Source organism: Lewinella sp. IMCC34191, assembly GCF_003390935.1.
Classification (GTDB): Bacteria; Bacteroidota; Bacteroidia; order Chitinophagales; family Saprospiraceae; genus Neolewinella.
The window spans coordinates 1,115,559-1,142,102 of the sequence record NZ_QNQZ01000001.1; the positions used below are offsets into that span (position 1 = coordinate 1,115,559).

General features: G+C 57.3%; 22 protein-coding genes. 11 read left to right on the forward strand and 11 right to left on the reverse strand.

Annotated elements, in window-relative coordinates; genetic code table 11:
- The first annotated feature begins 8 nt into the window (after positions 1–8).
- Positions 9–1,025 carry a threonine aldolase family protein gene (locus DRW39_RS04490; RefSeq protein ID WP_116105760.1) on the forward strand — a complete coding sequence of 339 codons (1,017 nt, stop codon included), beginning with the start codon at positions 9–11 and terminating at the stop codon, positions 1,023–1,025.
- On the opposite strand, the gene DRW39_RS22860 is transcribed toward DRW39_RS04490, so the two are convergent.
- The 7 genes from DRW39_RS22860 to ppk1 form a co-directional block, all read right to left on the reverse strand.
- Complete coding sequence (locus DRW39_RS22860) at positions 997–1,233, reverse strand: 4Fe-4S binding protein (RefSeq protein WP_116105761.1); 237 nt, start codon at positions 1,231–1,233, stop codon at positions 997–999. The two genes, DRW39_RS04490 and DRW39_RS22860, sit on opposite strands and share 29 nt — an antisense overlap.
- A complete protein-coding gene (locus tag DRW39_RS04500) occupies positions 1,230–2,405 on the reverse strand; it encodes an NAD(P)/FAD-dependent oxidoreductase (protein WP_116105762.1) in 1,176 nt (391 codons plus the stop codon). The genes DRW39_RS22860 and DRW39_RS04500 overlap by 4 nt, the downstream gene beginning before the upstream one ends.
- A gap of 63 nt (positions 2,406–2,468) precedes the next feature.
- Positions 2,469–3,086: a hypothetical protein gene (locus DRW39_RS04505; RefSeq protein ID WP_116105763.1), complete on the reverse strand. Its 618-nt coding sequence runs from the start codon at positions 3,084–3,086 to the stop codon at positions 2,469–2,471.
- A gap of 22 nt (positions 3,087–3,108) precedes the next feature.
- The gene (locus DRW39_RS04510) at positions 3,109–4,629 is read right to left on the reverse strand and encodes an ABC transporter ATP-binding protein (RefSeq protein ID WP_116105764.1); all 1,521 of its coding nucleotides are present in this window, start codon (positions 4,627–4,629) and stop codon (positions 3,109–3,111) included.
- Between the two features lie 12 nt (positions 4,630–4,641).
- Positions 4,642–5,103: a type I restriction enzyme HsdR N-terminal domain-containing protein gene (locus DRW39_RS04515; protein ID WP_232830059.1), complete on the reverse strand. Its 462-nt coding sequence runs from the start codon at positions 5,101–5,103 to the stop codon at positions 4,642–4,644.
- Positions 5,096–5,674: an ACP phosphodiesterase gene (locus tag DRW39_RS04520; protein WP_116105766.1), complete on the reverse strand. Its 579-nt coding sequence runs from the start codon at positions 5,672–5,674 to the stop codon at positions 5,096–5,098. Before DRW39_RS04520 ends, DRW39_RS04515 begins: the two co-directional genes overlap by 8 nt.
- The gene (gene ppk1, locus DRW39_RS04525) at positions 5,671–7,749 is read right to left on the reverse strand and encodes a polyphosphate kinase 1 (RefSeq protein ID WP_116105767.1); all 2,079 of its coding nucleotides are present in this window, start codon (positions 7,747–7,749) and stop codon (positions 5,671–5,673) included. The genes DRW39_RS04520 and ppk1 overlap by 4 nt, the downstream gene beginning before the upstream one ends.
- A gap of 161 nt (positions 7,750–7,910) precedes the next feature.
- On the opposite strand from ppk1, the gene DRW39_RS04530 reads away from it, so the two are divergent.
- Together DRW39_RS04530 and DRW39_RS04535 are read left to right on the forward strand one after the other, a co-directional pair.
- The gene (locus DRW39_RS04530) at positions 7,911–8,837 is read left to right on the forward strand and encodes a methyltransferase domain-containing protein (RefSeq protein ID WP_116105768.1); all 927 of its coding nucleotides are present in this window, start codon (positions 7,911–7,913) and stop codon (positions 8,835–8,837) included.
- A 2-nt stretch (positions 8,838–8,839) separates the two neighbouring features.
- Positions 8,840–9,688: a methyltransferase domain-containing protein gene (locus tag DRW39_RS04535; RefSeq protein WP_157975928.1), complete on the forward strand. Its 849-nt coding sequence runs from the start codon at positions 8,840–8,842 to the stop codon at positions 9,686–9,688.
- A gap of 6 nt (positions 9,689–9,694) precedes the next feature.
- Here the strand turns inward: DRW39_RS04535 and recN are convergent, their stop codons facing one another.
- The gene (recN, locus tag DRW39_RS04540) at positions 9,695–11,359 is read right to left on the reverse strand and encodes a DNA repair protein RecN (RefSeq protein ID WP_116105770.1); all 1,665 of its coding nucleotides are present in this window, start codon (positions 11,357–11,359) and stop codon (positions 9,695–9,697) included.
- Between the two features lie 104 nt (positions 11,360–11,463).
- On the opposite strand from recN, the gene DRW39_RS04545 reads away from it, so the two are divergent.
- The 3 genes from DRW39_RS04545 to cysM are packed head-to-tail and all read left to right on the forward strand — an operon-like array spanning position 11,464 to position 13,970.
- On the forward strand, positions 11,464–11,973 hold the full coding sequence (locus tag DRW39_RS04545; RefSeq protein WP_116105771.1) for a DUF1761 domain-containing protein: 510 nt from the start codon (positions 11,464–11,466) through the stop codon (positions 11,971–11,973).
- Between the two features lie 57 nt (positions 11,974–12,030).
- Positions 12,031–13,101 (forward strand): ComEA family DNA-binding protein, encoded by a 1,071-nt coding sequence (locus DRW39_RS04550; protein WP_116105772.1) that lies wholly within the window; start codon positions 12,031–12,033, stop codon positions 13,099–13,101.
- Complete coding sequence (gene cysM, locus DRW39_RS04555; protein WP_116105773.1) at positions 13,098–13,970, forward strand: cysteine synthase CysM; 873 nt, start codon at positions 13,098–13,100, stop codon at positions 13,968–13,970. The genes DRW39_RS04550 and cysM overlap by 4 nt, the downstream gene beginning before the upstream one ends.
- Here cysM and DRW39_RS04560 read toward each other — a convergent pair.
- Complete coding sequence (locus DRW39_RS04560) at positions 13,960–15,324, reverse strand: HTTM domain-containing protein (RefSeq protein WP_116105774.1); 1,365 nt, start codon at positions 15,322–15,324, stop codon at positions 13,960–13,962. The two genes, cysM and DRW39_RS04560, sit on opposite strands and share 11 nt — an antisense overlap.
- A 363-nt stretch (positions 15,325–15,687) precedes the next feature.
- Positions 15,688–16,560 (reverse strand): lipoyl synthase, encoded by an 873-nt coding sequence (gene lipA / locus DRW39_RS04565; RefSeq protein ID WP_116105775.1) that lies wholly within the window; start codon positions 16,558–16,560, stop codon positions 15,688–15,690.
- Between the two features lie 83 nt (positions 16,561–16,643).
- Here lipA and DRW39_RS04570 point away from each other — a divergent pair, with 83 nt between their 5' ends.
- The 3 genes from DRW39_RS04570 (at position 16,644) to DRW39_RS04580 (ending at position 21,116) form a co-directional block, all read left to right on the forward strand.
- Positions 16,644–17,879, forward strand: a complete 1,236-nt coding sequence (locus DRW39_RS04570) for an ABC transporter permease (RefSeq protein ID WP_116105776.1) — start codon at positions 16,644–16,646, stop codon at positions 17,877–17,879.
- Between the two features lie 586 nt (positions 17,880–18,465).
- The gene (locus DRW39_RS04575) at positions 18,466–20,397 is read left to right on the forward strand and encodes a DUF294 nucleotidyltransferase-like domain-containing protein (protein ID WP_198664785.1); all 1,932 of its coding nucleotides are present in this window, start codon (positions 18,466–18,468) and stop codon (positions 20,395–20,397) included.
- A complete protein-coding gene (locus tag DRW39_RS04580) occupies positions 20,397–21,116 on the forward strand; it encodes a PolC-type DNA polymerase III (RefSeq protein WP_116105778.1) in 720 nt (239 codons plus the stop codon). The genes DRW39_RS04575 and DRW39_RS04580 overlap by 1 nt, the downstream gene beginning before the upstream one ends.
- 850 nt (positions 21,117–21,966) lie before the next feature.
- On the opposite strand, the gene DRW39_RS04585 is transcribed toward DRW39_RS04580, so the two are convergent.
- Positions 21,967–23,691, reverse strand: coding sequence for a DEAD/DEAH box helicase (locus tag DRW39_RS04585; protein WP_116105779.1), 1,725 nt, complete (start codon positions 23,689–23,691; stop codon positions 21,967–21,969).
- A gap of 162 nt (positions 23,692–23,853) precedes the next feature.
- On the opposite strand from DRW39_RS04585, the gene DRW39_RS04590 reads away from it, so the two are divergent.
- Positions 23,854–24,222 (forward strand): DMT family protein, encoded by a 369-nt coding sequence (locus tag DRW39_RS04590; protein WP_116105780.1) that lies wholly within the window; start codon positions 23,854–23,856, stop codon positions 24,220–24,222.
- Between the two features lie 346 nt (positions 24,223–24,568).
- The gene (locus tag DRW39_RS04595) at positions 24,569–26,398 is read left to right on the forward strand and encodes a P-loop NTPase fold protein (RefSeq protein WP_116105781.1); all 1,830 of its coding nucleotides are present in this window, start codon (positions 24,569–24,571) and stop codon (positions 26,396–26,398) included.
- Positions 26,399–26,544: the final 146 nt, after the last annotated feature.

Genomic DNA, 26,544 nt, shown 5'->3' on the forward strand with positions numbered 1-26,544 from the left:
GGCATAGGATGAAGGTCAATCTCATTTCCGATACGGCTACGCAGCCTACCCCCGCGATGCTGGAAGCCATGTTTGCCGCCGCCGTGGGCGATGACGTTTTCCGGCAGGATCCTACAGTCAATGAACTGGAGGAATACGGTGCCGAACTGATGGGTATGGAAGCGGCGCTGTTTTGTCCCTCCGGGACCATGACCAATCAGCTGGCCATCAAGGTTCATACCCGCCCCCTCGACGAGGTAATCTGCGAGGAAAAGAGCCACATCTACCAGTACGAGGGAGGTGTCTACAGCCTGATATCCAACGTTAGTCTCAACACCCTGCACGGGGAGCGCGGAAAGATCCTGCCGGGTCAGATTGCCGCCGCCGTCAAGCTGGAATACGACTGGCTGCCCCGCACGCGCCTGGTCGTCTTGGAGAATACCTGTAATAAGGGCGGGGGAAGCATCTACACCATAAGTGAAGCGACCGCGCTGGTCGAGGAAGCCCGGAAACACAAATTGGCGGTCCACCTGGACGGTGCCCGTCTCTTCAACGCCCTGGCCGAAACGGGTGAATCTCCCGACGAATGGGGCCGGCTTTTCGATACCGTTTCCATTTGTCTGAGCAAGGGACTGGGTGCACCGGTGGGCAGTCTGCTAGTGGGCCCCGCCGACCTGATTAAGGAAGCGCGTCGGTACCGCAAGGTACTCGGCGGAGGGATGCGGCAATCGGGTTACCTGGCCGCCGCCGGCCTGTACGCGCTGAAGCACCACCGGGAACGCTTACGCATGGACAACGAGCGCGCCCGCCGGCTAGCGGAAGCCGTCGTGCAACAGCCCTACGTGGAAAGCGTGGAACAGACGGAAAGTAATATTTGCATCTTCCACCTCGCGGATCGTACCGCCCAAGACTACCTCGAGCAATTGAGCGATCGCGGCATAGCGGCCACTCCCTTCGGACCCAAGACCGTACGATTTACGACCCACCTGGGTGTCGACGACCGGCAGATCGACTACGTTATCGCCCAACTGCCCCAGCTGGCGTGACTTCAGCCACCGCCGGCCGGTGACGGATGGTGTCCACCGGGCAGATCTGTTCGCATAGCAAGCAAGCGATATCGCAGGGACGGTCAACCGCAATCGTGTCGAACGGACTCACGAAGCCGGCCTCCTGCGGGCAAATGGCAATGCAGGCCCCACAGTTAATGCAGGCGTTCCACCCTATGTCGAAGATTACGGGTTGCTGCTTGCTCATATTTTTTTGAATTCGGAGGTCGGGCTGAAGTAATCGGACATCGTGGCGTAAAGCTGGCTATCCCTTTCGGCGATGTTCATATTGTGGAAAATGTCCGTCTTGATATCGTACAACTTCCACATCTTCTCCCCGACCGCGGACAGCCAGAGGTCCTGGTAAGCACTTAGGGCGTCGGAGCGCAGGGGTAAATTGTCCGCCAGGTGGCCGGAGAGAAAGGTCCCGGCGATTTTCCCCCCGGCAACAGCGGTATGCAGACCGCCCCCGGTTATCGGATTCACGTGCCGGGCCGCATCACCTACCAGAATCATATTATCGGCGTACTGCGTCCGCAGCGGCGAGGCTAGCGGTACGCCCCCACCCTGCACTTCGAGGATGCGGGAGTTGGCAAAGCGATCGGCAAAGAAACTATCGGACATGAAACGGTGAAGGTGGTCCTTTGCCGGCTCCTTAGTCATGGTGGCTATCACACCCAGGCCGATTTCCGCATAGCCGTTCCCTTTGGGAAACACCCAGGCGTATCCTCCCGGTGCCCAACGGTGTCCCGTGACAATCTCGAGCAAACCCTCCGTTTCGACGCCGTCCACAATGAACTGGAGACAGCCGGCCAACTCGGTGATTTTGATGTGTGTCTGTAGGCCGGCCCACTTCCCGACCTGTGACTGCAGGCCATCAGCCCCGACCACGATCCTGGCCGACACGTCGATTTCCTGATTGTAGCGTCGCAGGTGGACGGTACAACGGCCATCCGGAGTGGGGGTATACCCTAACCCTTCGGTCTTCAGCCATACGTCTACTCCGGCTCGTTCGGCCTGGGTCATGAGGTGACGGTCAAACCGTCGCCGATCAACAACGTAGCCCAGGGGCTTTTTTCCACCTCCCGATCCGTATTCGTCGGGTTTGAGCCGGCGGTAATCGTGGACGGTGCGTTCCCCGCGCTCGTCGTATATGGCAAAGCCATAGATGGCCTCGTGGATGAACTCGTCGTCGGGAACGATATCCGCCGCCTCTAGGGCATGGCGGCTAATGGCTCCGGAGCACTGGATCGGCGCGCCTAGTTCCTGACGTTTATCGACCATGAGAACCCGCAAGCCCGCGTTGGCGGCAAATCGGGCGGTCGTTGACCCTGCCGGTCCGGAACCAACAATAAGGACGTCGTAATCTAATTGGGGCATGCAGTGCGATTGTCTACTGCCAAACCACTGCCCCGGTAGTGTGTTCAACCCGGCGGAAGGTGACTAGCCTTCGTCGCCCGACTTCCACACTTCGTACCACCGCTTTCCGGATGACTGGCGCTCTTCCCGGCGTTTCTCGCGGCGGCGGGCTTTGCGGCGTTTATTCATTTTCCTTTCCTGGTCTTTATTCCAGATGTCGTTGCGTTTGCTGATCACGTAGCGGACGCTGACGGCCGTTTGGGTGTACAGCACCGATTCTCCGCCGGTGACATTCACGGCCGGTTTAAAATCGTAGGAGATATTTATGCGCTTGACGGTGGCCTCCAGACCGACGATACCCGTCAGGCCCGCCGGGCCATTAAAGGAATTACCGGTTTCCGTATCGATCTCATTGTTCCAGCCGGCGTGTACACCGGCCCCGTAAAAGAGATTAATCCGGCGGCTCAGCAACGGTTGGTGCTGTTTGCCGAGCAGGGTAACGCTGCCTTCGTCTTTACCGATAGCCTGGTGAACGATGCCTTCCAGAACGAAATTCTTGTGAATTTGCGGTACGCGCAGTTGAACCGTTGCCCCCCACTCCGTACCCACGCGAATGCCGAAGGCCGCATCGTAGGACTGGGCAACCACGAATGCCGGAAATAGGAACGACAAAAAAATGACTGACAGCTTCATGCGCATCATAACGGTTACGTAATAGACGATCTTATGGTTGTCGCAGTTTGAGGGTAGCCAGCAGGCGGTGCCCCAGTTCGGAATCCGGATGATTCAGGATCTTTTCAACGGGGCCACGTTCCACGATCCGCCCGTTCTCCATCAACAGCAATCGGTCGGTCACCGTTCTGGCGAGCTCCAGATCGTGGGTTATTAACAGCACCCCGATTCCCCGCTCAGAGCAGACTTTTTTCAATACCCCCACGACTTCTTTTCGCAGCGGTATGTCCAGTCCACTGAGTGCCTCATCGCAGACCAATACCCTGGGCTGGGCGGCCAGTGCCCGGGCGATGGCCAGCCGCTGCCGCTCTCCCCCGCTTAGCTGATGGGGTCGCAGGGCGGCGAATCGTTCCGGAGGCAGTCCTACGCCGGAGAGCAGTTCCTCCGCGACCCCCTTGATTCGACCCGGTACGGCTTCCCGAACGGCATCCCGGACCGACATCCGGGGGTTTAGCGAAGCAGAAACATTCTGAAAGATCAGTTGGCCCCCGATCAATTGCCTCACCTTCGCCGGGTGGGAGCCGGCCGGATGGCTCTTGCCCTTAAAGATGATTTCGCCAGCCGTAGCCGTGCGTAGGCCGGTCAACCAGTTCGCCACGGTGCTTTTGCCGCAACCACTCGGTCCGATTAAGCCCACCCATTCACCCGCGGCGAGCGTAAAGGAACAGTCGTTTACCGCCGATTCCTCCCCCACGGCATCCGCGAACCTTACCGAGAGGGAGCGGACTTCCACCAGGGTTTTCACTTTGCCTACGACCTCCGGGACGTCTTTTGTTTCGGTACGGCCTTCCCCCGCAGACTGCCTTTCGGCACTCCGACCGGAAAGCGTAACCGAGCGGTCGGTCACCCGGCGGATCAGCCGCTGATCGTGGGTAATAAATAACAAACCCATGTGATGATCCCGGCGAAGCGCGTCGAGCAGGCGAACGATTTCCAGTTCGGTTATCGAATCCAGCGCCGTGGTCGGTTCGTCGGCAATTAATAGCCGCGGCTGACCCGCCAGGGCCATGGCGATCATAAGCCGTTGCAGCTGGCCGCCGCTCAGCTGACCGGGCATGGCGGTCATCAGTCGGTCGCGGATGGTATCGAGTTCCACCTGGGCCAGCAACCTTTCCAGATAAGCTTCAGACTCTACCCCATTGGGTTTGAGGCGGTCGATGGCCTCTCGCAATTGATATCCGCAGGTGAGGACGGGATTGAGGGCCGCGGCAGGTTCCTGAAAAATCATGCCGATTTCCCTTCCACGTATCCGTTGTAAATCGACCGCCGGAGCGTTGATTAACTCGATTAACCGACCATCCTTCAGTTGATAGCGGGCTTCACCGCGAACCTGAACACCCCGTTTTGGCAATAACCCTAATAAGGCTGCCGCGCAACTACTCTTACCACTACCGGAGGGTCCTACCAGCGCAACCGATTCGCCGGGGAGCACCGCGAGGTTTACGTCGCTGACCGCGGCCGTAGGTTGTCCGTAGGAAACGCTGAGTCCGTTTACATTAAGGAGTTCGATCAAAATCGGATAGTCTTACCACTCCGGTACCATCGGGAGGAATTTGTACGCTTCTGCTTCGTAATCGATTGCGGCAACGTAGGATTCGCGTCCGTTGGATACCATCAGGTAAGGAACGCGCAGCGGCCCGTTATAGTGAGTCGCCTGACGAAATACATCGGTACTCAGAGGAACCTGCGGTGCTTTACACTCGATCAGCAGAAAAGGACGCATGTGTTGGTCGAAGACCAGGATATCCGTACGACGTGGCTCCCCCCCAATAGTTACCCCCCTTTCGACAGTAATTCGGTTACGATTGTACCGCATATCCTGGATCAGGAAGTGGATGAGCAACTGACGGACGAATTCCTCGGGCTGCAGGACCAACCACTTGCGCCGAATTTCGCCCATCACCATTCTTCGGTTGCCTTCCATCCGTAGATTGAGGCGGGATGAAAATCGTTCCAGACGGAGGTCCAGCGGTTGGGGTTTACTCACGGTACGTGCGGGCTAGTTGTTGTAGCCTCGGGAACAGTCGGTCCAGGGTGTAGTTGAACGAATCGGCCTCCTCGCGCAACGTTGTGTTGACCCCCGACAATAATTGTGGATGGCTCAACCGTCGCTCCAGTCGCTCGAAGACCCGCGCCATGCCTTCCTGGCTGGTGTACATCTCCAGCCAGTCTCCCCGGGTCATCGCCTCAATATAACCGCCCACCCGGTCATTTACGTGGGGGCGAGCTACCAGAAGCCGGCGGTAAGCTTGTGCCTTCAAATCCTCAAATGGCACGGGACCCAGGCTATCCCAGTTCTGGTATAAAAAGTAATCGAAGGCGATATCGGAAACGACCGGAGCATAGCGGCCATGGCGGACCTTGAGCCTTGCGTTGAGAAGGCGCACGTCCGGGTCACGATCCGTGCGTGCATCGATAGCCCGGTGAAACAGGACGCCCCGCTGAATGCCCATGGGAAGCGCCGCCAGTTCGCGTCCACGGATGAAGTCTCCCACAAAATTGCCCACTTGCAAGTCGGCGTCGAAGTGCGACAGCGTGAGGTGGGCCAGGAAATTCAATTTTCCTCCAGTTGGCGTTTGAAGTAGGAGTAAGTATCCATCTGGGCACGGAAATGGCCCTCCCCCGGTAGCGTTTTGCGGTATTCGTTGAGCCGTTCCGTGCCGACCAAACGGGCTCGTTCGTTATCCCGCCACTGCATATCCATAATGCGCCGCAGCTCCAGCCGGATGAGATTATCATAGATCGGGGTGACGACCTCGACGCGCCGGTACAGGTTCCGGTTCATCCAGTCGGCGGAACCCATGTATACCTTCTCTGATCCGTTGTTTCCGAAGATGAAAATGCGGGCATGCTCCAGGAAGCGGTCGATGATGCTGATGATCTGAATATTTTCCCGCCGCGATGGGCGTAACCGGCAAATGCCGCGGACGATCATGCGCACCTCCACGCCGGCGCGGGCGGCCTCCCTGATCTTGCGGATCATCGTCTCTTCCTCCAGGCTGTTCATCTTCAGAAAGATGTAAGCGTGCCCGCCTGACTTGGCGATGGCGATCTCGCGGTCGATCAGTTTGAGGAACTCTTCCTCCATATTGAAGGGAGCGACCAACAGATGGTTGCAGCGCGGCAGAATTAACTTACCGCGCAGCAGATCGAATACACGCTCTACATCCTGGCCGATGCCCGGCCGGCTCGTGAGCAAAGCATGGTCGGTGTACAGTTTGGCGGTCTTCTCGTTGAAGTTGCCGGTACCAATGTAGCTGTAGTGGGATTCTTCCCCGGAAGCCGATCTGCGACGGATATGCAGGAGCTTGGTGTGCACCTTTACCGCCGGATAACTGTAGCGGACGTATGCGCCCGCCTCCTTCATTTGGTTGCCCCAGTAGAGGTTACTGGCCTCGTCGAAGCGCGCCTTAGCCTCTACGAAGGCCTCCACCTCCTTTCCCTTTTCCAGGGCGTACAGCAGGTTCGTGACCACCTTGGACTGCTTCGCCACCCGGTACAGCGTGATGCGGATCTTGTCCACCTCGGGGTGGTCTGCGGCTTCCCGGATCAGGTCGGGCACGTAGTCATACTTCTGGTAGGGGAAACTTAGCAGAACGTCCGTTGCCTGGATGGTTTCCAGCAAACTGTCCGCGGTCTCCAATTTCGGGTGAGGGAGTGGCGGCATGGGCGCGTAGGCCAGATGCTCGTGGTCCGGTGGCTGCGGAAAGGTGAAAAAGTCGTTGAAATTGTGGTAGCGCGCCCCGGGAATCATGTCGTACTTGGACAAATGAAGCACCTTCTTCAGTCGCTTCCGCATCCAGTTGGGCATATCCCCATCGTAGAGAAAGCGCGTGGGCAGTCCGACGTCGCGACTCGCCAGACTGTGCTCGATCTTCCGCAGCAGGTCGCCGTCGAACTCGTTATCGATGTACAACTCGGCGTCTCGGCTCAGCTTGAAGCAGTAACCGAAATCAACGTCCCGTTCCACGTAGCGGCTGAGATTGGCCCGGATGACGCTATCCAGGAAGATCACGTAGTAGCCATCCGGATCGCTTTCGGGGCTCGGTAAAACCAGGAAGCGGCCGCACTCCTCGACCGGCACGGGCACCAGGGCAATTTCTTCCTTCGCAATACCGTCCTTTTCCCGCAGGCAAACGGCGAGGCACAATTGCCCGTCCTCTAACCAGGGCAACTCCCGTTCCCCGTGGTCTACATCGTCGTTGGGTAACCAGTGCAGCGTGAGATGGGAGCGAATCTTTTCGTCAAAGTGTTTGGCAGCAAACTCCCGCTGATCGTCACTCATCTCGTCGGAATGGATCAGGTGGATGTTCTCCTCTGCGAGTTGGGGCAGAATTTCGTCGCGAAAGATGCGCCCGAATTCCTGCTGCTGTTGGTAGACAATGCGGCGAATGGCCTTCAGTTCCTTCTTGGGGCGAAAGTCGAAAAGCTGCCGCCGCTCCGTCTTCGGAAGTTTTTTAAACTGGCGCAGCGAGGAGACCCGAACCCGGTAGAATTCGTCCAGATTGGAACTGTAAATCGCCAGGAACCGGATCCGCTCGTAAAGGGGGACCCTCGGATCGGCGGCCTCCTGGAGGACGCGGGCGTTGAAGTCTAACCAGGAGGTGTCGCGTTTGACTAATTCGGTGGGCAAGATAGCGTGGGTTACACGGCCGGAACGCCGCGGGTTAGGCAGGGGTTTGCTACACGGGTCATATTAAAGATTAGTTAATAGACAGGCAATAGCGAGCGCGGCTTACGGAGGTCTGAACAAAGTCGGACGGGCTAACTTACATCCCAGTATAAAACGGACGTATGCGACTGATGCAACACAAGCGGGAGGCCTACTGGTTCTACCGCTATTTATCCAACTTCTACGACAAGCTGGTCAATCCCCTCTTCTGGACGGAGCCCATGCGGGAAAAATCTCTCGACATGATTGACTGGTCCGGAGCGGATAACCTGAAAGTCATCGATGTAGGTTCGGGTACCGGCTTTACGACCGAAGGCATCACGCACCGCGTTCCGGCAAAGAACATTATCTGCGTCGACCAGAGCCCAGAGCAAATGGAACGGGCCATGGTTAAGCCAGCCCTGAACGACTGTCGCTTCCGCCTGGGGGATGCCGAGCACCTCCCCTTCCCGGACGATACCTTCGACCGCTATGTCTCGGCCGGCTCCATCGAGTACTGGCCCGATCCGCAGCAGGGCGTGTACGAATCCTACCGCGTCATCAAGGAAGGCGGCCAGGCCCTGCTGATCGGCCCCATCGAGCCGGTGAACCCCATCAGCAAGTTTATCGCTAACGCCTGGATGCTCTTCCCACCGGAGAGTGACTACCATCACTACTACGAGCAGGCCGGCTTTACCGAGATCCGGTATACCTACGTGCGTCCGCACTGGCAGGACAACGAACGCTACGGTATCGCCATCGTGGGTACGAAGCCCAGTCCCGGCCGTAGCCCCGGCGCCCCTGGTCGCGTGAGCCGCTCGCTGGTCGAGGCCGACCCGGAAGGCGGATGGTTGGGTCGCAATCTCTTACTCACCGGCCGCTTGCTGGCCGGATCGGTCGCCGGCTTTCTCTTCATTCCCATGGCGCTGCTCGCCCACGCCACCGCCCCCCTGCGCGGGGTGGAAGCGGAACACCATCAGCCCCTGAATCGCGAGCAGAAGGCCGTGCTGTACGGCCTGGGTGCCGTCGCCACCTTCTTCGTACTGCGGGCCCTATTCCGGAAACGGTAAGCATGAGTATACTGAATCATCGGATCCGGGACTTTTACGACCGGTCCACCCCCCTCTGGCTGGATACCTGGGGCGAACAAATGCACCACGGCTACTACGGTCCCGACGGTCGACGAAAGGTAGACCACCGACAGGCCCAGATCGATATGATCGAGGCCCTGCTGGAATGGGGGATGGCCCCCGATAAAGGCGTTGACCGCTTTCTCGATGCCGGATGCGGAGTAGGGGGTAGCAGCCGTTATCTGGCCGAAAAGTACGCCGGTGCCGAAGGGATCGGGGTCACCCTGAGCCCTATCCAGGCCCACCGCGGTAACGGATATAATCGGCAGGCCGGCCTTTCCGACCGCCTGAACATCATCGCCAAAGACGTCTACGAACTGACGCCGGAAAACGCCGGCCAGTTCGACCTGATCTGGAGCATGGAATCCGCGGAACACATGGCCGATAAGGAAGGGCTCTTTCGTCTCTTCCACCATCTTCTGCGTCCCGGCGGACGCCTCCTGATGGCAACGTGGTGTCACCGCCCGGAGCCGCCCGATCTGCTGCCCTCCGAACAGTATACCCTCAAAAAGATCTGCGATCTCTACCACCTGCCGCCCATGGTGAGCATACCGGAACTGGAAGCGGCCGCCAACCGCGCGGGACTGCAGAAGGTCCGGACGGACGACTGGTCGCCCGCAGTAGAACCCTTCTGGGGGGCAGTGATCCGCAGCGGCCTCGATCCACGTAACTGGCCCGGGCTCGTCAAGGCCGGCATAGGCACGATCAAGGGGGCGTGGGCCATGCGGTACATGCGTCGGGGCTACTCCTCCGGCACCGTGCGATACGCCGTACTGAGCGCCGGAAAGTAGACTAGACTACACCGCCTCGATCAATTCGCGGGCGTTCTTCAATGCGGATTCGCTCGGCGGGTTCTGGCTGAGCATCGTGGCAATGGCCCGCACCCGTTCGTCACCGTCCAGCTCGCGCACCCGGGTAATCGTGCGATCCGCGTCCTGTTTGTCCGTTTTGTACACAAAATAGTGCCGGTGTGCCCGGCTGGCCACCTGCGGGGAGTGGGTGATGACCACGACCTGATGGTGGCGGCTCAGATCGGTGAGGATACGCCCCATCTTCTGCGCCACGTCGCCACTTACCCCGGAGTCGATCTCATCGAAAATGAGCGTGGGCAGTTCCATGGCCGATGCCACCAAACTTTTCGTGACCAACGCCAAGCGTGACATCTCCCCACCGGATGCAGCATCCTTGATGGACTGGAGCTTACCGCCTTTGTTAGCCGAAAACAGGAACTGCACTTCGTCCAGGCCATGTGGCCCGGGTTGCTCCAGAGGCACGAAATCCACGCGCAGCCGAGCGTTTTGCATACTCAGATCGGCCAGTTGCTTCTGCACATTCGTGGCGAACTGGGGAGCGACTTTCTCCCTACCCTTGCGGAGTTGCGCGCCCTGTTCCTGCAGGGACTTTAGTAACTCTTTTTCGGTCCGTTCGAGCTTACTGATCTTGCCGCCCAGGTCGGAGAAATGGCCGAGCCGGTCGGAGAGGTCCTGGTAGATCGCGAGCAGCTCCGTGTTATCCTTTACGGCGTGTTTCGTATGAAGACGGTATAACAGATTCAGTCGCTCCTCGATCTCGTTGAGCCGCTCGGGATTGACCTCGGTTTCCTCTCCGAAGGCTTCCAGATCGCCGGCGACCTCATCGAGTTCAAGGCGGAGACTTTCGAAACGCTCGCTGATGGCCCGGAGCTGCGGATCCCCGGCGGCAAGCGGTTGGAGCTTGACGGTGATGGCCAACAGGCGATCGGTCACGGCGTCATCGCCCTCGCTCAGAAAGTGGAAAGCGCCCGACGTGATCTGCTTAATCTCGTCGGCATTGCTCAACCGGTGCTGTTCGGCTTCCAGGTCTTCCTGTTCGTTCTCCCGCAGTTCGGCGGCTTCCAGTTCATTTACCTGAAACTCGAGAAACTCCTGCTCGCGCGTGGCCTGGGCCTGCTCTTCCCGGAGTTTGCGCAGCTGCTTGCGGGTATCGAGCAGTGTACTGAAATCCTTGCGGTAGCTGCTTACCGCTTTCTGCTGAGAGGCCAGCGCGTCGAGCAGTTCCAGTTGGAAGTCGCTGTTGTTGATGTAGAGCGTATCAAACTGCTGGTGGAGATCGATCAGCGTGGCTCCCAGTTGTTGGAGAAGTTTCAGGTTGGCGGGCGTATCGTTGACGAAGGCCCGGCTTTTACCGGACGGGGTGATCTCCCGGCGAATGATAAGTTCCGACTCGTAGTCCAGGTCGTTTTGCTCGAACCACGATTGCAGACTGTAGGCCGCGATGTCGAACCGGCCTTCGATGATGCACTTCTGGCTATCGTCGAAGAGGGTCTTAGTGTCCGCTCGACCGCCGAGGATCAGGTTCAACGCACCCAGCACGATGGACTTACCGGCACCAGTTTCACCGGTGATGATGCTCAGCCCGTCCGCGAAATCAAGGGTCAGCTCCTCGATGATGGCGTAATTACTGATGTGCAGCCGTTTGATCATAGACGTATTTGTTGGAAAAGCACAAATTTACAACTCTTTTAGTGCCCTTCGAAATGATGTTTTCCTTAAATTCACGGTGCATTCATTCACCTTAAGCGTAACATATGAACTGGTGGTTGTTCCCGGTAGTCGGGCTTATTCCCCTTTTCGTCGGGGCAATCTACTACAATGAGCGCGTGGTCGGCGGACTATGGATGCGCGCCACCGGCCTGGACGCCGAACGATTGCAACGCGGCAATATGCTGGTCATCTATGGAATGGCCTACCTGTTCAGCGTGCTGCTATCGGTCCTGTTATCCTCCTTCGTCATTCACCAAATGGCCATTGGCGGACTGTTATCGGAGGCACCGGGCTGGGGCGACGGAAACAGTGCCCTGATGCAGCAACTGGCCGAGCTCGACCAACAATACGGATTGCTCACCAAGCACCGGACGTTCGGGCACGGTGCACTTCATGGCGGCCTGACGGCATTAGTATTTGTCTCTCCGATCCTCGCCATTAATGCGCTGTTTGAAAGGCGGCGCTGGAATTACGTCCTGATCCACGTTGGCTACTGGACGATCACCCTCGCGCTGATGGGTGGTGTTCTTTGCCAGTACCTGAAAGTGTTTTAAGGGTAGTCCTTGGATTCACGGCAAAATACTCCATGGCATTATACCCGCTCGCAGCGATTGGGGTTACTGACCCTTTTACTCTTCATAGCCGGTGCTTACGGACTGTCGAAGTGGTTGAGCAGGCCGCCACGTCCCGCCTACTTATCCGACGACAGCGAGCTGTTTGCCGCCGCGGATAAGATGCGGTCCGCCATGGCGACGGATGAAGTGAGCGACATATCCAAGGAGGAAGCTTTCCCCTTCGACCCGAATACGGTCACCGAGGCCGACCTCCAACGACTGGGCCTGAGCGCCAAACAGGCGACGGCCTTCGTTCGGTACCGGGAAAAGGTGAAGTTTCGGCAGCCCCGGGATTTGAACCGCCTCCGCGTTTTGCGACCCGAGCAAGCGCGTAAGCTGATTTCATGGGCACGTATCGCTCCCCAACCACGAGCCGTACCGGAGACCTACGCGAAAGCCCCGGAAGTAACCAGCCAGCGATTCTCCTTCGATCCGAATACCCTACCCTACGATAGCCTGCTGCTGCTCGGCCTCACGGAACGGGAAGCCCGCGCATTGGTGAAATACCGCAGCTATCGCCCGGTAACCTTTCGTAAGCCGGAAGACCTGCGTCGGGTGAGCGCTCTCGACAGTAGTAAGGTGCAAGGGCTGATGGATTTAATCAACCTTCCCGTGCCGGAAGAAAGCGCTTTACCTGCGCCCCGCCGCCCGGAATCTGCGGAAAGTCCGTCCCGCGTGGACATCAATCGGGCATCGGCCACGGACTGGCAGCAACTCCCCGGCATCGGTGCCTACCGGGCCAAAAGTATCGTGGCTTACCGCGAGCGACTGGGCGGCTTTGCGGCCACCGAACAGGTGGGTGAAACGTACGGATTACCGGACAGCACGTTTCGGGCGATGCTCCCCTACCTCGAAGTTAGTCCGGTGACCCGTCCGCTGTTCATCAACCAAGCCGATGCCTCTACCCTGGCTGCCCATCCTTATTTGCCGCGGCGGACGGCTACGATTATCGTCCGCTACCGAGAGAACCACGGGCCCTACCGATCGGCCGAGGACCTGAAAAAAGTGCGGGCGGTCTCCACCGAAACGCTGGACAAGCTGTTGCCCTACCTCAACTTCGCATTATGAACCACCTTTTCGACCTCATCGGCAACACCCCACTCGTCGACCTCAGTCCGCTCGTGGACCGGCCCGGTATCAAGCTCTACGGCAAGCTGGAGGGGCAAAATCCGGGGGGCTCGGTGAAGGATCGAGCCGCCTTTAGTATGGTGCAGGGCGCGCTGGCCGCCGGTCGGCTCGAAGGCGGTAAGCGCATCGTGGAAGCCACCAGCGGCAACACCGGTATCGCTATCGCCATGATCGCCGCCGCGCTGCACGTGCCCGTTACCCTCATCATGCCGGAAAACAGCACCGAGGAACGGGTGAAAACCATGAAGGCCTACGGCGCGGAAGTCATCCTGACCCCCGCCGACCGAACCATCGAGTACAGCCGTGAATTGGCGCAGGAGATGGAAGACAGCGGCCAGTACGTGCAGCTAAATCAGTTCTCTAACAAAGACAACTGGAAGGCCCACTACCGCACCACCGGCCCGGAAATATGGCGAGACACCGACGGACAAGTCACTCATTTCGTGAGTAGTATGGGCACCACCGGAACCATTACCGGAACCGGTAAATACCTCCACGAGCAGTCGGGAAGCATCCAGATCGTCGGCGTGCAACCGACGGACGGCAGCAGCATCCCGGGTATCCGGCGCTGGTCGCCCGAGTTCGTGCCGGCCATCTACGACGCCAGCCAGGTAGACCAGAAGATCGACGTCAGCGAAGAAGAATCGGTAGCTATGATGCACCGCCTGGCCAGGGAGTGCGGTGTCTTCGCCGGGGTAAGCAGCGGCGGGGCAACGGCGGCATCCCTTAAGCTCGCCGCGGAACTGGAGGAAGGACTCATCGTGTGCATCATCTGCGACCGCGGAGACCGCTACCTGTCTACTCTGTAAGCGCTTCGTCGAGCACCCACGGCTTTCGGGAGAGCCAGCGCCACTCGATGGTGGACAGATCGACTTCCGGATCGATAAAGGGGCCACGCTGCCGGCCGTTCAGCCGCACGCGAAAGTGACCGTACACAGCTACGGGCTCGGCGTACTGGTCGCGGATGTGGTGGGCATACTGCAGGATCATGTCGGGGTGGGTCACCATCTTACGGTACTGCCGGGCATCGAGAATGTCTCTTGGCGTAACGTTGTACCGTTCGCCGCCGGGCGTGACCACCGTGTAGTACCCGGTTCCCTGCTTGGAACGCAGCATCATCCGCCAACTGTAGCGGTGTCCCTCTTCGGTCCAGTTCACATCCCCCTGGAAGAGGTAATTCCGGAGCGGCAGGAAGACGTGGAGCGCGACCAATAAAAGGAGGGCGGCGGGGCGCGGGTAATAAAGCTTATCGGGCGAGACGGGCCGATCCAGAAGCGACTGCCATTTCCCCCGCCAACGGGCGACCATACTTGACCGCCGAGCTAGCCACACGACGAATTGGCGCGGCCAGTCCGGCTCGAAGAACAGGCTCGTCAGCACCAGGGAGAGGTACGGAAAAATGCCGATGTTGAAAATCAGGTGGTTCGTCGCGTGGAAGAAGAGCAAAAGCCCCAACGCTACCCAACGCCACCGTCGGTGCAGCAACAGGAAGGGAGAAAGCAGATCTAAAAGCATACCGCCCCAGGCCATGACGTAGGCCGTCGCTTTTTCGGCGAATAGCGGACCGAGGATCGGCATATTGCTGCGGCCCTGCAACCACAAATGAAGCGGCGAAGCCCGGACAAGCCAGTCATAATTGATCTTATTGATGCCACCGAAGAAGTAAACCAGCCCCATCAGCAGGGGGAAAATGTACACGCTCCACCGGGGCGCTACGGGCGACCACTGCGTCGGATCGCGCCGCACGTCCAGCGACCATTCCCGCCAGGCCGGCGTAAATACCAGCAGCCATACCAACCAGGTGAAGAGGTAGGCATGATTCAGGTAATGCGCCTTTTCGAGGAGGAAGAGATAGGTAAAGCATAAAGCGAAAAAGGGGGCCGTAATCCGGAACCGCCACCCCACCGCCACGGCTATGCCCGCCATGAAACCCACGATGAAGAAGATGCTCAGGAACGGTTCCGGTAACGGGTGCACCCACTCGAAGCCATAGTAGCGGAAGGTGAAGCCGGAGAAGCTATCGTGGATCCAGTGGTAGTAGATGCCGTTGCCCAGGATGTCGCCGGCGCCCAGCAAACCGAGCGCGATGCGCAGCCACACGAGGGTGTAGATGGGCACGGTGGTGCGGGTGGTGAAGTCGCTGCGGAGACTGGGTAGGCGCATGGGCGGCGAATTTACGGTGGTTTGGTTGGGAGTGGCTCTATGGGATTATTGAGGAAATTTTGGATGAGTAATTAGCACGCATGGCCTGGCGGCCGGTTGGTGGTGGTTTGGCTCGCCGGCGGCTCGGTTTTTTTGAAACACAGATTGCACAGATCGCTGCGCTAGGGCACGAATTTGACAAGGATTTTTGGCGGAGCTGCGCACCTCTCCGCTGGTACTTGGTGCTGCTGATGCGTAAGCCGTTAATTGCCCGCGAACGCGGACGATTTAGCCCCTTTAGGGAATGGGCCTACGGCCAGAGAGTGCTGGACCGATTAATGGGCTCATCACTACAGATTTCCCGAAATAAAAAAGAGTTAATTGCTACAGGTGCCGCTCCGCGTGGTAGCTGCTGCGAACCAGGGGACCGCTTTCCACAAAGTCGAATCCCTTCGACATGCCCAGTGCTTTGTAGTGGGCGAAGGTATCCGGGGTTACGAAGCTGTCGACGGCCAGGTGCATGGCGGTGGGCTGGAGGTACTGGCCGATGGTGACGACGTCGACACCGCACTCGGCGAGGTCGTCCAGGATGCGTTCCACCTGGTCTTCGGTTTCGCCGAGACCGACCATAAAGCCGGTTTTGGTGCGCTTGCCGGCGTCTTTGATGCGCTTGAGTTCTTCGAGGCTGCGCTTATAGCGACCCTGGGGGCGAACCTTGCGGTAGAGTTCCTCGACGGTTTCCATATTGTGGCTGACCACCTCCTGGCCGCCGTCGATCATGCGGTCGAGGGCATCCCAGTTGCCGCGGACGTCGGGGATGAGGGTTTCGATGGTGACCTGGGGGGTGCGCTCCTTGATCTGGCGAACGGTCTGGTACCAGATTTCGGCGCCGCGGTCTTTGAGTTCGTCGCGGTTGACGGAGGTGAGCACGGCGTGCTTCACCTGCATCAGATCGATGGCTTCGGCTACGCGGCGGGGTTCGTCTTCGTCGTACTCGGTGGGCCGACCGGTCTTGACGGCGCAGAAGCTGCAGGAGCGGGTGCAGACGTTGCCGAGGATCATGAAGGTGGCGGTACCGGCACCCCAGCACTCGCCCATATTGGGGCAGTTGCCGCTCTGGCAGATGGTGTGCAGTTGGTATTCGTCGACCAGCTTACGGACCCGCTTGTAATCGGGACCGATGGGCAGCTTGACGCGCAGCCAGTCGGGCTTGCGTTGACGTTCGGGACGAGCGGGTGCTACGGGTAGATCGATCATATTCTAATTACAAAGCTAGCCCAAATTGGTTGTTCGTCGAAAAACATTCGCCCTTCCTGGTCGGACCGTTACATTTGGGCACTATGGATTTTATGGAAAATATTCGCGTGGCGCTGGGCAGCGTTACCGCCAACTGGCTACGCGCCCTGCTGACTACGCTCATCATCGCGGTGGGTATTATGGCGCTCGTCGGCATTCTGACGGCGATCGACGCGGCGATCTACTCTCTCTCGTCCAACCTGTCGAGCCTCGGCGCCAACACCTTCGAAGTCGAGCGCAAACGGGAAACCACCCGGACCAGCGGCGGCGGGCGGACCGACAAGCGCGCGGAACCCTTTTCCTTCGCCCAGGCTACGGACTTCGCGGAGAGCTACGCTTTCCCCGCCGACGTGAGCGTCAGCTTCGCCGCCCGGGGCGCGACCACCGTGACTTTCGAGGACCGGGAAACCAATCCCAACGTCAGCATGTACGGAATTACGCCTAACTACCTGACCAGCAAGGGATTTGAAATCGAGGCCGGCCGCAACTTCACCGACCGGGAGGCCCGCGAGGGCGGGAACATTATTATCCTGGCCTACGACCTCGTTGAGGATCTCTTTAACGGGAACGACGCATTTGCCGTCGGCCAGGAAATTACCGCCGCCGGTACCCGCTACACCGTGGTTGGCACGCTGAAGAGTAAGGGGGCCAGTATGACGAGTAACGACAAGCGCGTCCTGATCCCCCTGCAAACGGCCAAGCGCTTTTATGCTTCCAATCAGACCAATTACGATATCCTGGTAGCCGTTCGTGACCCAACGGCCATCGACGCCGCCATGGCCGAGGCCACCCTTACCCTACGCCGGGTACGCGGATTACGGGCCGGGCAGGAGAACGACTTTGAGGTAGAAAACAGTTCCGATCTGGTGAGCATCATCAAGGAGAACACGGTTACGCTTCGCCTGGCCGCGGTGAGCATCGGCCTGATGACGCTACTGGGGGCCGCCATCGGTTTGATGAACATCATGCTTGTTTCGGTGACGGAGCGCACCCGCGAGATTGGTGTCCGTAAAGCACTGGGCGCAACCAAGCGTAATATCCTCCTTCAATTCCTGATCGAGGCGGTGGTGATCTGCCAGCTGGGTGGTTTTCTCGGCATTCTGTTGGGTGTGGCCGCCGGCAACGTCGTGGCCCTGTTAGCGGGAGGTGCCTTCATCGTACCCTGGCTCTGGATCGGGCTGGCCCTGGTGATCTGTACATTCGTAGGGCTGCTTTCGGGCCTTTATCCGGCGCTCCGGGCGGCGGCGTTGGATCCGATCGAGTCGCTGCGGTATGAGTAAGGGGGTTGCCCTCTCCCCCGACCCCTCTCCGGGGGAGAGGGGGGATTAAACTCGGTATGGCTTTTAGGATCTGCCGTTGTTTTTTGGCGGCGGGAACGCTTATGCGATAGTCGTTCTGAGAGCGGTGTTCTTTTTATCGGAGGGGATGCGTTTCCGGCCTCTCCCCCGACTCCTCTCCGGGGGAGAGGGGGGATTACACTAGGTGTGGCTTTTAGGATCTGCCGTTGTTTTTTGGCGGCGGGAACGCTTATGCGGTAGTCGTTCTGAGAGGGGGGGCTTTTTATCGGAGGTGATGCTTCTCCGCCCTCTCCCCCGACCCCTCTCCGGGGGAGAGGGGGGATTACGCTAGGTGTGACTTATAGGATCTGTCTATGTTTTTTGGCGGCGGGAACGCTTAGGCGATAGTCGTTCTGAGAGCGGTGTTCTTTTTATCGGAGGGGATGCGTTTCCGGCCTCTCCCCCGACCCCTCTCCGGGGGAGAGGGGGGATTAGGGCCGGTAGCCTATCCATGAGACGGGGTAACAGTCGCTTGTTGGTTAGACCAAGGGGAAGATGTAAGAGCGGTAAAACCGCTTATCTTCCGGCCATGCCGAATCAGGTGAGCTATCGCGTGTATGATTTCCTGAAGGAGATTGCGCCCTTCAGTTATTTGGAGCAGGAGGCCCTGCTGCAGGTTGCCGGACGGGTAGAAGTACGGTACCAGCCGCCGGGGACGGTAGTTTTCCGGCCGGGAGAGCCACCGCGGGATCGCTTTTTCGTGGTCAAGGAGGGGGCTATCGAACTGTTCAGCGAGGACGCCGAGGGGAACGAGTTGCTGGTCGAACGCTGCGGGGAACGGGACATCTTCGGTATCCGTCCGCTGCTCGCCAATGACAACTACATATTTCTGGCGCGTGCGGCCGAAGAGAGTTTGCTTTATGCGGTCAACAGCGAGGGCTTTCGGGAACTGATTAAGGAGTATCCTCGGGTGCTGGAGTACCTGGCGACCAGTATGGCCGGAAGCAGCCGGTACGCGCTGGAGTACCGAGCGGCCCACCGACAGGAGCGCATACCCCCGGAAGAGCCGCCCGACCTGCCGGCGCTGCAGTCGATCCATCAGTCCCGTGAGCCGGTCGTTTGCCGGGCCAACGAGACGATCATCGACGCCGCTAAGCAGATGACGGAAATGAATGTCGGTTCGGTGGTGGTGGTCAATGATGAGCGCTGGCCCATCGGCATCGTAACAGACCGCGACTTGCGGCGCAGCGTGGCCACGGGCATGGTAAGCCGGAAAGCGCCGGTTTTCACTATCATGTCCAGTCCGGTGCTCTGCATCGAGCGAAAGGCTACGGTCACGGAAATACAGATCGAAATGATCCGCTCCGGCTACCACCACCTGGTGCAGACGGAAGATGGCAGCGATAAAAGCGCGGTGACCGGCGTAGTCAGCGAGCACGACCTGCTCCTGCTGCAGGGCAACAGCCCGGCCGTGATCATCCAGGAGATCAGCCGGGCTCGGACGACGGGCTACCTACGGGAACTGCGGGATCGCGCCGAGCGGCTCCTCGCCAGCTACATCGAAAAGGAGGTGGCCATCGGGTACATCACGGCCGTGATGACGCAGATCAACGACGAGATCATCCGCAAGTGCATCAAACTCGGTCTGGCCAGTATGCAGGCGGAGGGCCACGGTAATCCGCCGGCGCTCTTCGACTGGCTGGCGCTCGGAAGCCAGGGGCGTGGCGAGCAACTACTGCGCACGGATCAGGACAACGCCCTCATCTTCGAGGATGTAGCCGCCAACCGCTATAATACGGTCAAGGGGTATTTTCTTAAGCTGTCGGATTACGTCACCGAATACCTCAACGAGGTCGGATTCGACTACTGCGACGGCGACATGATGGCCAGTAACCCCAAGTGGTGCCTCAGCGTAAGCAAATGGAAAGAGCAGTTCACCACCTGGATGATAGAAACCACTCCGGAAAACATGCTCAATACCTCCATTTTCTTCGATTACCGCGGAGTCTGGGGCGACGGCAGTCTGCCCGATAAGCTATCCCAGCACATCTTCGGAGAGATGGAATTCAAGAATACCCGCTTCCTGGCTAGCCTGGCCAGTGCGGCACTGCAGAATCCAAGTCCGCTCACCTTCTTCCGCAACTTCGTGGTCGAACGCTCCGGCGAGCATAAAGACTTCTTCGATCTCAAGTCCCGCGCCATGCGCCCCCTCACCGACGCGGCCCGGGTGCTCATTCTCCAGGCCAAGCAGGGCAACATCAACAATACACTGCGGCGCTACGAAGCCCTGGCCAAGCTGGAACCGCAGAACGCGGAACTGTACCGCGAGGCCGCCAAGGCCCACGAAGTGCTCACCCGGCTGCGGGCCGAACTGGGCCTGAAGCGGGGTGACAACGGCCGCTTTGTCAAACCCTCGGAGCTCTCCCAGATCCACCGCCTGCTGCTACGCAACAGCTTTACGCCCGTCAAGGAGATCCAGCAACTCTTGGAAATCCGGTTCCAGCTCAATTATATCCGCTGATGGAAGACGGTTGGTTAGCACGCGTCCGGCAAAAGCTTACGGGCGGCAAGTCCCCGGCTCCCCGGGATACCTGGCCGGACTGGTACCGGACCTACCGGGAAGGCTACGCTCCCCTACCCCCTCCGGCGACGCCGCTGGACGAAATCTCGATCGTGGTACTCGATGCGGAAACCACCGGCCTGGACGTTCGCCGCGACCGCATCCTCAGTCTGGGTGCGCTGCGGGTAACCGGCAACAGCATCTCCCTGGCGGATAAATTCGAGGCCTACTTACCCGTTCCCGCCGGTTTCGATGCGTCGGGTTCGGTCAGCATCCACGGTATCATCCCCAACTCCACCCGGTACCACCACATGGACGAGCCCACGCTGCTCGCGTCCTTTCTCCAGTACGTAGGCAGTAATGTGATCGTCGGTCACCACATCAACTTCGACGTAGAGATGATCAACCGGAGCCTGCAGCGCCACGACGCCGAACCGCTCTGGAACACCGTCATCGACACCGCCGACCTGGCCCGTCGCCTGCGCCCCGCCGGCTACTGGACGCCGCCCCACGATTACAGTCTGGACGCCCTGGCCAAACGCTACAGTATCCCCTTATCCGACCGGCATACGGCACTTGGGGACTGCTACATTACGGCGGTGCTGTGGCTGAAGTTGCTGCGGCGGCTGGCGGTTAAGCTGGATGGGGATCTGGTTTTGGGAGATTTGGTGAAGGGATAGGTTGTTGGCTGGATTGGGTTTGCGCGAGGCCCTCCGTTCGCGGGCGAACTGCAGACCTCGCTGGGAGTAGCGTCCCTTCCAGGGCCGGGCCTTGGGGGTGAGCTTCCTTTTCCTAATACGATCTGCTCCTCCGTTCGGGGGCTTGTGCCGTTCGGCGATTGCACAGCCGCAGCTGTGGCAACGCCTATAAGCCCAGCCTACCGTACAACTCCGATGACGCAGTCACCGACTCCCGACTACCCCGTTGGCGAAGCCAACGACTCCTTACTTCCCCAGTCCTTTGCGGTGCTTCTTCTTGCCCTTTTTGAAGTTGGCGCGAGGCCATTCGCTCGCCGGGCTCGCTGCAGACCTCGCTTGGGGTAGCGTCCCTTCCAGGGCCGGTCCTTTGGGGGTGAGCTGCCTTTTCCTAATACGATGTTCTCCTGCCTTCGGTGGCTTGGGTCGTAAGGTGCTTGCACGGCCGAAGCCTGGGCAACGCCTCCCACGCCAGCCTCCCGTCCTACTCCGATGACGCGGTCACCGACTCCCGACTACCCCGTTGGCGAAGCCAACGACTCCTTACTTCCCCTGCCCTTTGCGGTGCTTCTTCTTGCCCTTTTTGAAGTTTGCGCGAGGCCATTCGCTCGCCGGGCTCGCTGCAGACCTCGCTTGGGGTAGCGTCCCTTCCAGGGCCGGTCCTTGGGGGTGAGCTGGTTTTCCTGATACGATGTTCTCCTGCCTTCGGTGGCTTGGGCCGTTCGGCGACTGCACAGCGGTGGCTTGAGCTACGCATACAGCGCCAGCCTACCGTACTACTCCGATGACGCAGTCATCGACTCCCGACTACCCCGTTGGCGAAGCCAACGACTCCTTATTTCCCCTGTCCCTTGCGGTGCTTCTTCTTGCCCTTTTTGAAGTTGGCGGGGCCGCTCTTGGAGAAGTCCTTGTACTTGTTGCGGGGGCCGGAATCGCTTGCGGGAACGTCACCGTCGTAGATGCTGAGGCGGAGGTCGTTGCCCTTGTCCTTCTTACCGTCCATGGCGGCGACGACGCGCTTGGCTTCGGTTTCGTCGACGTCGATGAAGGTGAGGTTGTTCTGGAGGTCGATCTTGCCGAGGTCGATCTTGCGACCGGGGATGTTGCGGTTGATCATACCGATGACCTGGGGAACGGTATAGCCCTGTTTGCGGCCGGCGGCCATGCAGAGGCGGGTGTAGCTGACGTTGGAGCGACGCTTGCGTTCGCGTTTCTCCCCGCGGTCATTGTCTTTGGGCGCTTCAATGCTGCGGCTGGCACCGACCTGCTTGCTGAAGTCGGCCAGGCTGAAGGCGACAAACTGCTGGATGAGATCGTCGCGTTCGAGGTCCTTCAGGCCTTTCACGATATCGGGCATGAGCGCGAAGAGTTGCTTGTCCTGCATCTCGGCCGTCTTGACCGAATCGACGAAGCGGAGCGCCCGCTGGCGGTACACTTCCTCCTGGGTGGGGATGGGCGCTTCCTCGAACTCGATCTTCCCGTAGCGTTCGATGTCGCGCAGTTTCCGCTGGTCGCGGCCGCTGACGATGGAGATAGCAATGCCTTCCTTTCCGGCGCGTCCGGTACGGCCACTGCGGTGGACGTAGACCTCGGGGGCATCGGGCAGGTTATAATTGATGACGTGGGTCAGGTCGGAAACGTCCAGACCGCGGGCGGCGACATCGGTGGCCACGAGGAGTTTGATGCGCCCCTTCCGGAAGCGCTTCATCACGTCGTCGCGTTGCGCCTGGCTCATATCCCCGTGCAGGGCATCGGCGGCGTGTCCGGCGAAGCGAAGGTCCTCGGCTACCCCATCGACCTCGCGGCGGGTCCGGCAGAAGATGACGGCATACATGTCGGGGTGTAGTTCCACGAGCAGCTTCAGCAGGCCAAAGCGGTGGGAAGACTTTACCTTATAATAAAGGTGGCTGATGTTGGAGTTACCCGCGTCCGTGTGATCGATGCTGATCTCGTACGGGTCGTTCATATAGTCGGTCGAGATCTTGCGGGCCTCCTTCGGCATGGTGGCCGAGAAGAGCAAGGTCTGCTTCTCCTTGGGGGTAGCATCGAGGATGCCGTTGAGCTCCTCCTGGAAGCCCATGTTGAGCATCTCGTCGGCCTCGTCGAGCACGACGCGCTTCAGTTGGTCCACAACCAGCTTTTTGCGGTTGATCAGATCCAGCGTCCGACCGGGGGTGCCGACAACGATCTTGGCACCATTCCGAATAGCCCGGATCTGGTCGCCAGCACTCGCGCCACCGTACACCGCGACGACGTCCACTCCCTTGCGGAAGCGGGCAAACTCGGTGAGGTCGCGGGAGATCTGCAGACAGAGCTCGCGGGTAGGACAAAGAATTAAAGCCTGCACGGCATCCAGGTCCTCATCGATCCCGTGAACGACCGGTAGGCCGAAGCCGGCGGTCTTGCCCGTACCCGTGCGCGCCAGGGCGATGAGGTCGCGATCGGAATCGAGAATGGCGGGGATGGTCTGCGCCTGAACGGGAGTGGGGGTAGTGAAGCCGAGTTGTGCTACGGCCTGTTTGACCTCTGCGCTGAGCGAGGTCTCATTGAAATTTTCCATTTCACCGGTATTTGAACGGGCGAAACGGCCTACTACATATTGCTGATTTCAAGCACCCGGCGTAGACTCCCAACCACCCGCGTGATTTAAGAAGCCGCAAAGGTACACAAATTTTTCGCGGCGGAGCGCAGGTAAAATGCAAATCATGTTGTTTAGGCCTTCATGAAATCCCTTTTGACCATCGGTTTGCTGCTGATCAGCAACGTCTTTATGGTAGTGGCCTGGTACGGTCATCTGAAATTCGCCGAGTGGAAGTGGTTCAGTAAACTGGGCCTGGTCTCGGTAGTCCTGCTCAGCTGGGGCATTGCCCTCTTCGAATATGCCTTCCAGGTACCGGCCAATAAAATCGGGTTCAGCGGCAACGGCGGTCCCTTTTCCCTGATCCAGTTAAAGGTATTGCAGGAGGTGATTACGCTGGTGGTGTTTGCCATCTTCACCTTGCTGGTCTTCAAGACGGAAACCTTCCGGCTCAACCACCTGATCTCCTTCGGGTGCCTGGTGCTGGCCGTGTACTTCATGTTTAAGAAGTAGGTGGCCTCAATATTCCCTGCGGTATGCTATTTTAGGCGGGTGGGTTCGCCCTGCGTTCAGATCGCCAGGCCCCCTACCCTTTTGTTTCGACGGATGGGGGGCGAAGCCGTTATATGGTGCGTTCGGCTCTCGGTAACCTTGTTATGGAATTCGCTTTACATGCACATGTTGTTGTATACACGTACAATGCCGACTACACGTCTATGTATGTATCCCGACACTTGCTGGCGTCGTATATTCAGCACCTGTGGCTCTGTACACGTTCATATAGTCGTACCTATGGTGTTGGTATGCGACATGCGTTTAGCTGTATGTTCGCTGCAATCATAACTACTAACAAACATTCATGGAATTACTTAAAGAGTTTCTAAATACACGTGATACGGATTATGCTTTGATGCTCAATGGAGAGTGGGGGAATGGAAAAACATATTTTGTAAAGAATGGCCTGAAGCAACTTATTGAGTCAACTTCGCTACCTGGACAAAGTGATTTAAAATATAAAGTCATATACGTTTCCCTCCACGGGGTGAGATCAATTAATGAAATAAGTACGCGATTGGCACTATCGTTCTACCAACTTCAACACAGTAGAGGCTTCAAGGCCATAGGTGGAATTTTAAATGCTGCTAGCGGACTTTTTAATGTCAATTTGGAAAAAATTGATCTATCAAGCCTGATGGAGTTTTCTAACGCATTCATCGTATTTGATGATTTGGAACGAGTATCTTCATCGGTCTTGGTAGCCGATGTTTTAGGATACATTAATTCAGAATTTGTCGAACACAATTATGTAAAGTGCCTCATTGTTTGTGACGAATCTCGTATAGGTAAGAATAAAGGCCAATATGATACTTCAGACTATGGAATCATAAAGGAAAAAATAATATATCAGACTTTTAAGTTAGAATCGTTAGATAATTCTATAAAAGGAAAAGTTATCGCAAGTATCATTGAATCCGATGAGATATTCTCTAGTGATTTAAATGACTTGATTATTGAAATAATCGGTCTAGCAAAGGAAGATAATTTACGTACTATTAAATTTTCATTGCACCTTCTTTCAGTCGCACTTAGAGCGTTCAAAATTCATTTTCAAAATGAATTTGATTCCTACAAACGGTGTATCGTAAATAACACAATTTCTTTAAGTATAGAATACAAACGAGGTGAATTGCCCGAAGATTTTGTTAACTATGGGGGCTTGGATAACGAAACAGTCATATTTTTTCAAAGACTTCCTCCAATTGAATCGGTGAATGAAGAGACTTCTGTGACAGAAGGAGCAAATCAACATAGTTTTGTTCACAAATATTACAAAAAATACGAGCTAGATGATAGAAAAGACTACGTGTTTTTAAAGTACGTTTATTACCTAATTATAAATGGGGTGGTTTCTGAGCAGCTCTTGGAAGATGATCATTCAAAGATGAGAAACCGCTTAGGCAATGAGCTGCTATCCAACGCAGAGAAGCACTATAACAATTTAATTAACTTTAGAACTACGTCAGATAATGACTTTGATACTGCATATAGAAATGTCCTGGGTGCTGTAGTTAAAGGAGAATATGAAATTCAAAGATATCCAAGTTTGCGACAGCTTTATCTTTACTTTGAGGAAATTGGAGTTAGTAAAAGTGATGAAGTTGATGTTGATCAATCCTTTCATATTGGGTTACAAATTAAACTGGCCGAAAGCATAGATTACGACAGACAGATATTGTTTGATTTAAGTGCAGCATCGCAGTCCGCATCGCATGAAGCAGTGAAATCTATATACGAATCTGTTATAAACGCATTTCAATATAAAAGAGATATTCTCCTAAAGGAGCTTTCAAATCAGACTCTAATCGAAATAAAAGCCAACAAAATCGATGAGGTTAAAATGAAAATCACCTCAGAATCATTTCCTCTTTACCTAAACCATTGGAATGCAGAGGAATTTGCTAATTCATTTGTTGATACCTCAAATTTATTTAAGCATGAGTTTATAGAGCATTTATCGAGGGTTTATAGCTTTCAACCAAGAATTTTACTAGATGAACAACCGCAGGCTTTCGAATTTTTAAAGTCCTTGCGTATAGAATTTGAAAAAATAGTTCAATCGGCACCCGGAAATTCTATTTCTTCATATCACATGCGAAGATTCTTAAGGTTACTCGATAAATTCAAATAAAATGCAGCGAACAACGCGCCAACGCCATTAAGTTAAGCCTACCGGCTGGCCCTTGGATGTCATGCTGGCCGTTAGTTTTCGCACGTTCGACAGCTAGGTCGTCCAACGCGTATCTTCATGGCATAGTAACCTCGTCCGGCCGTGAG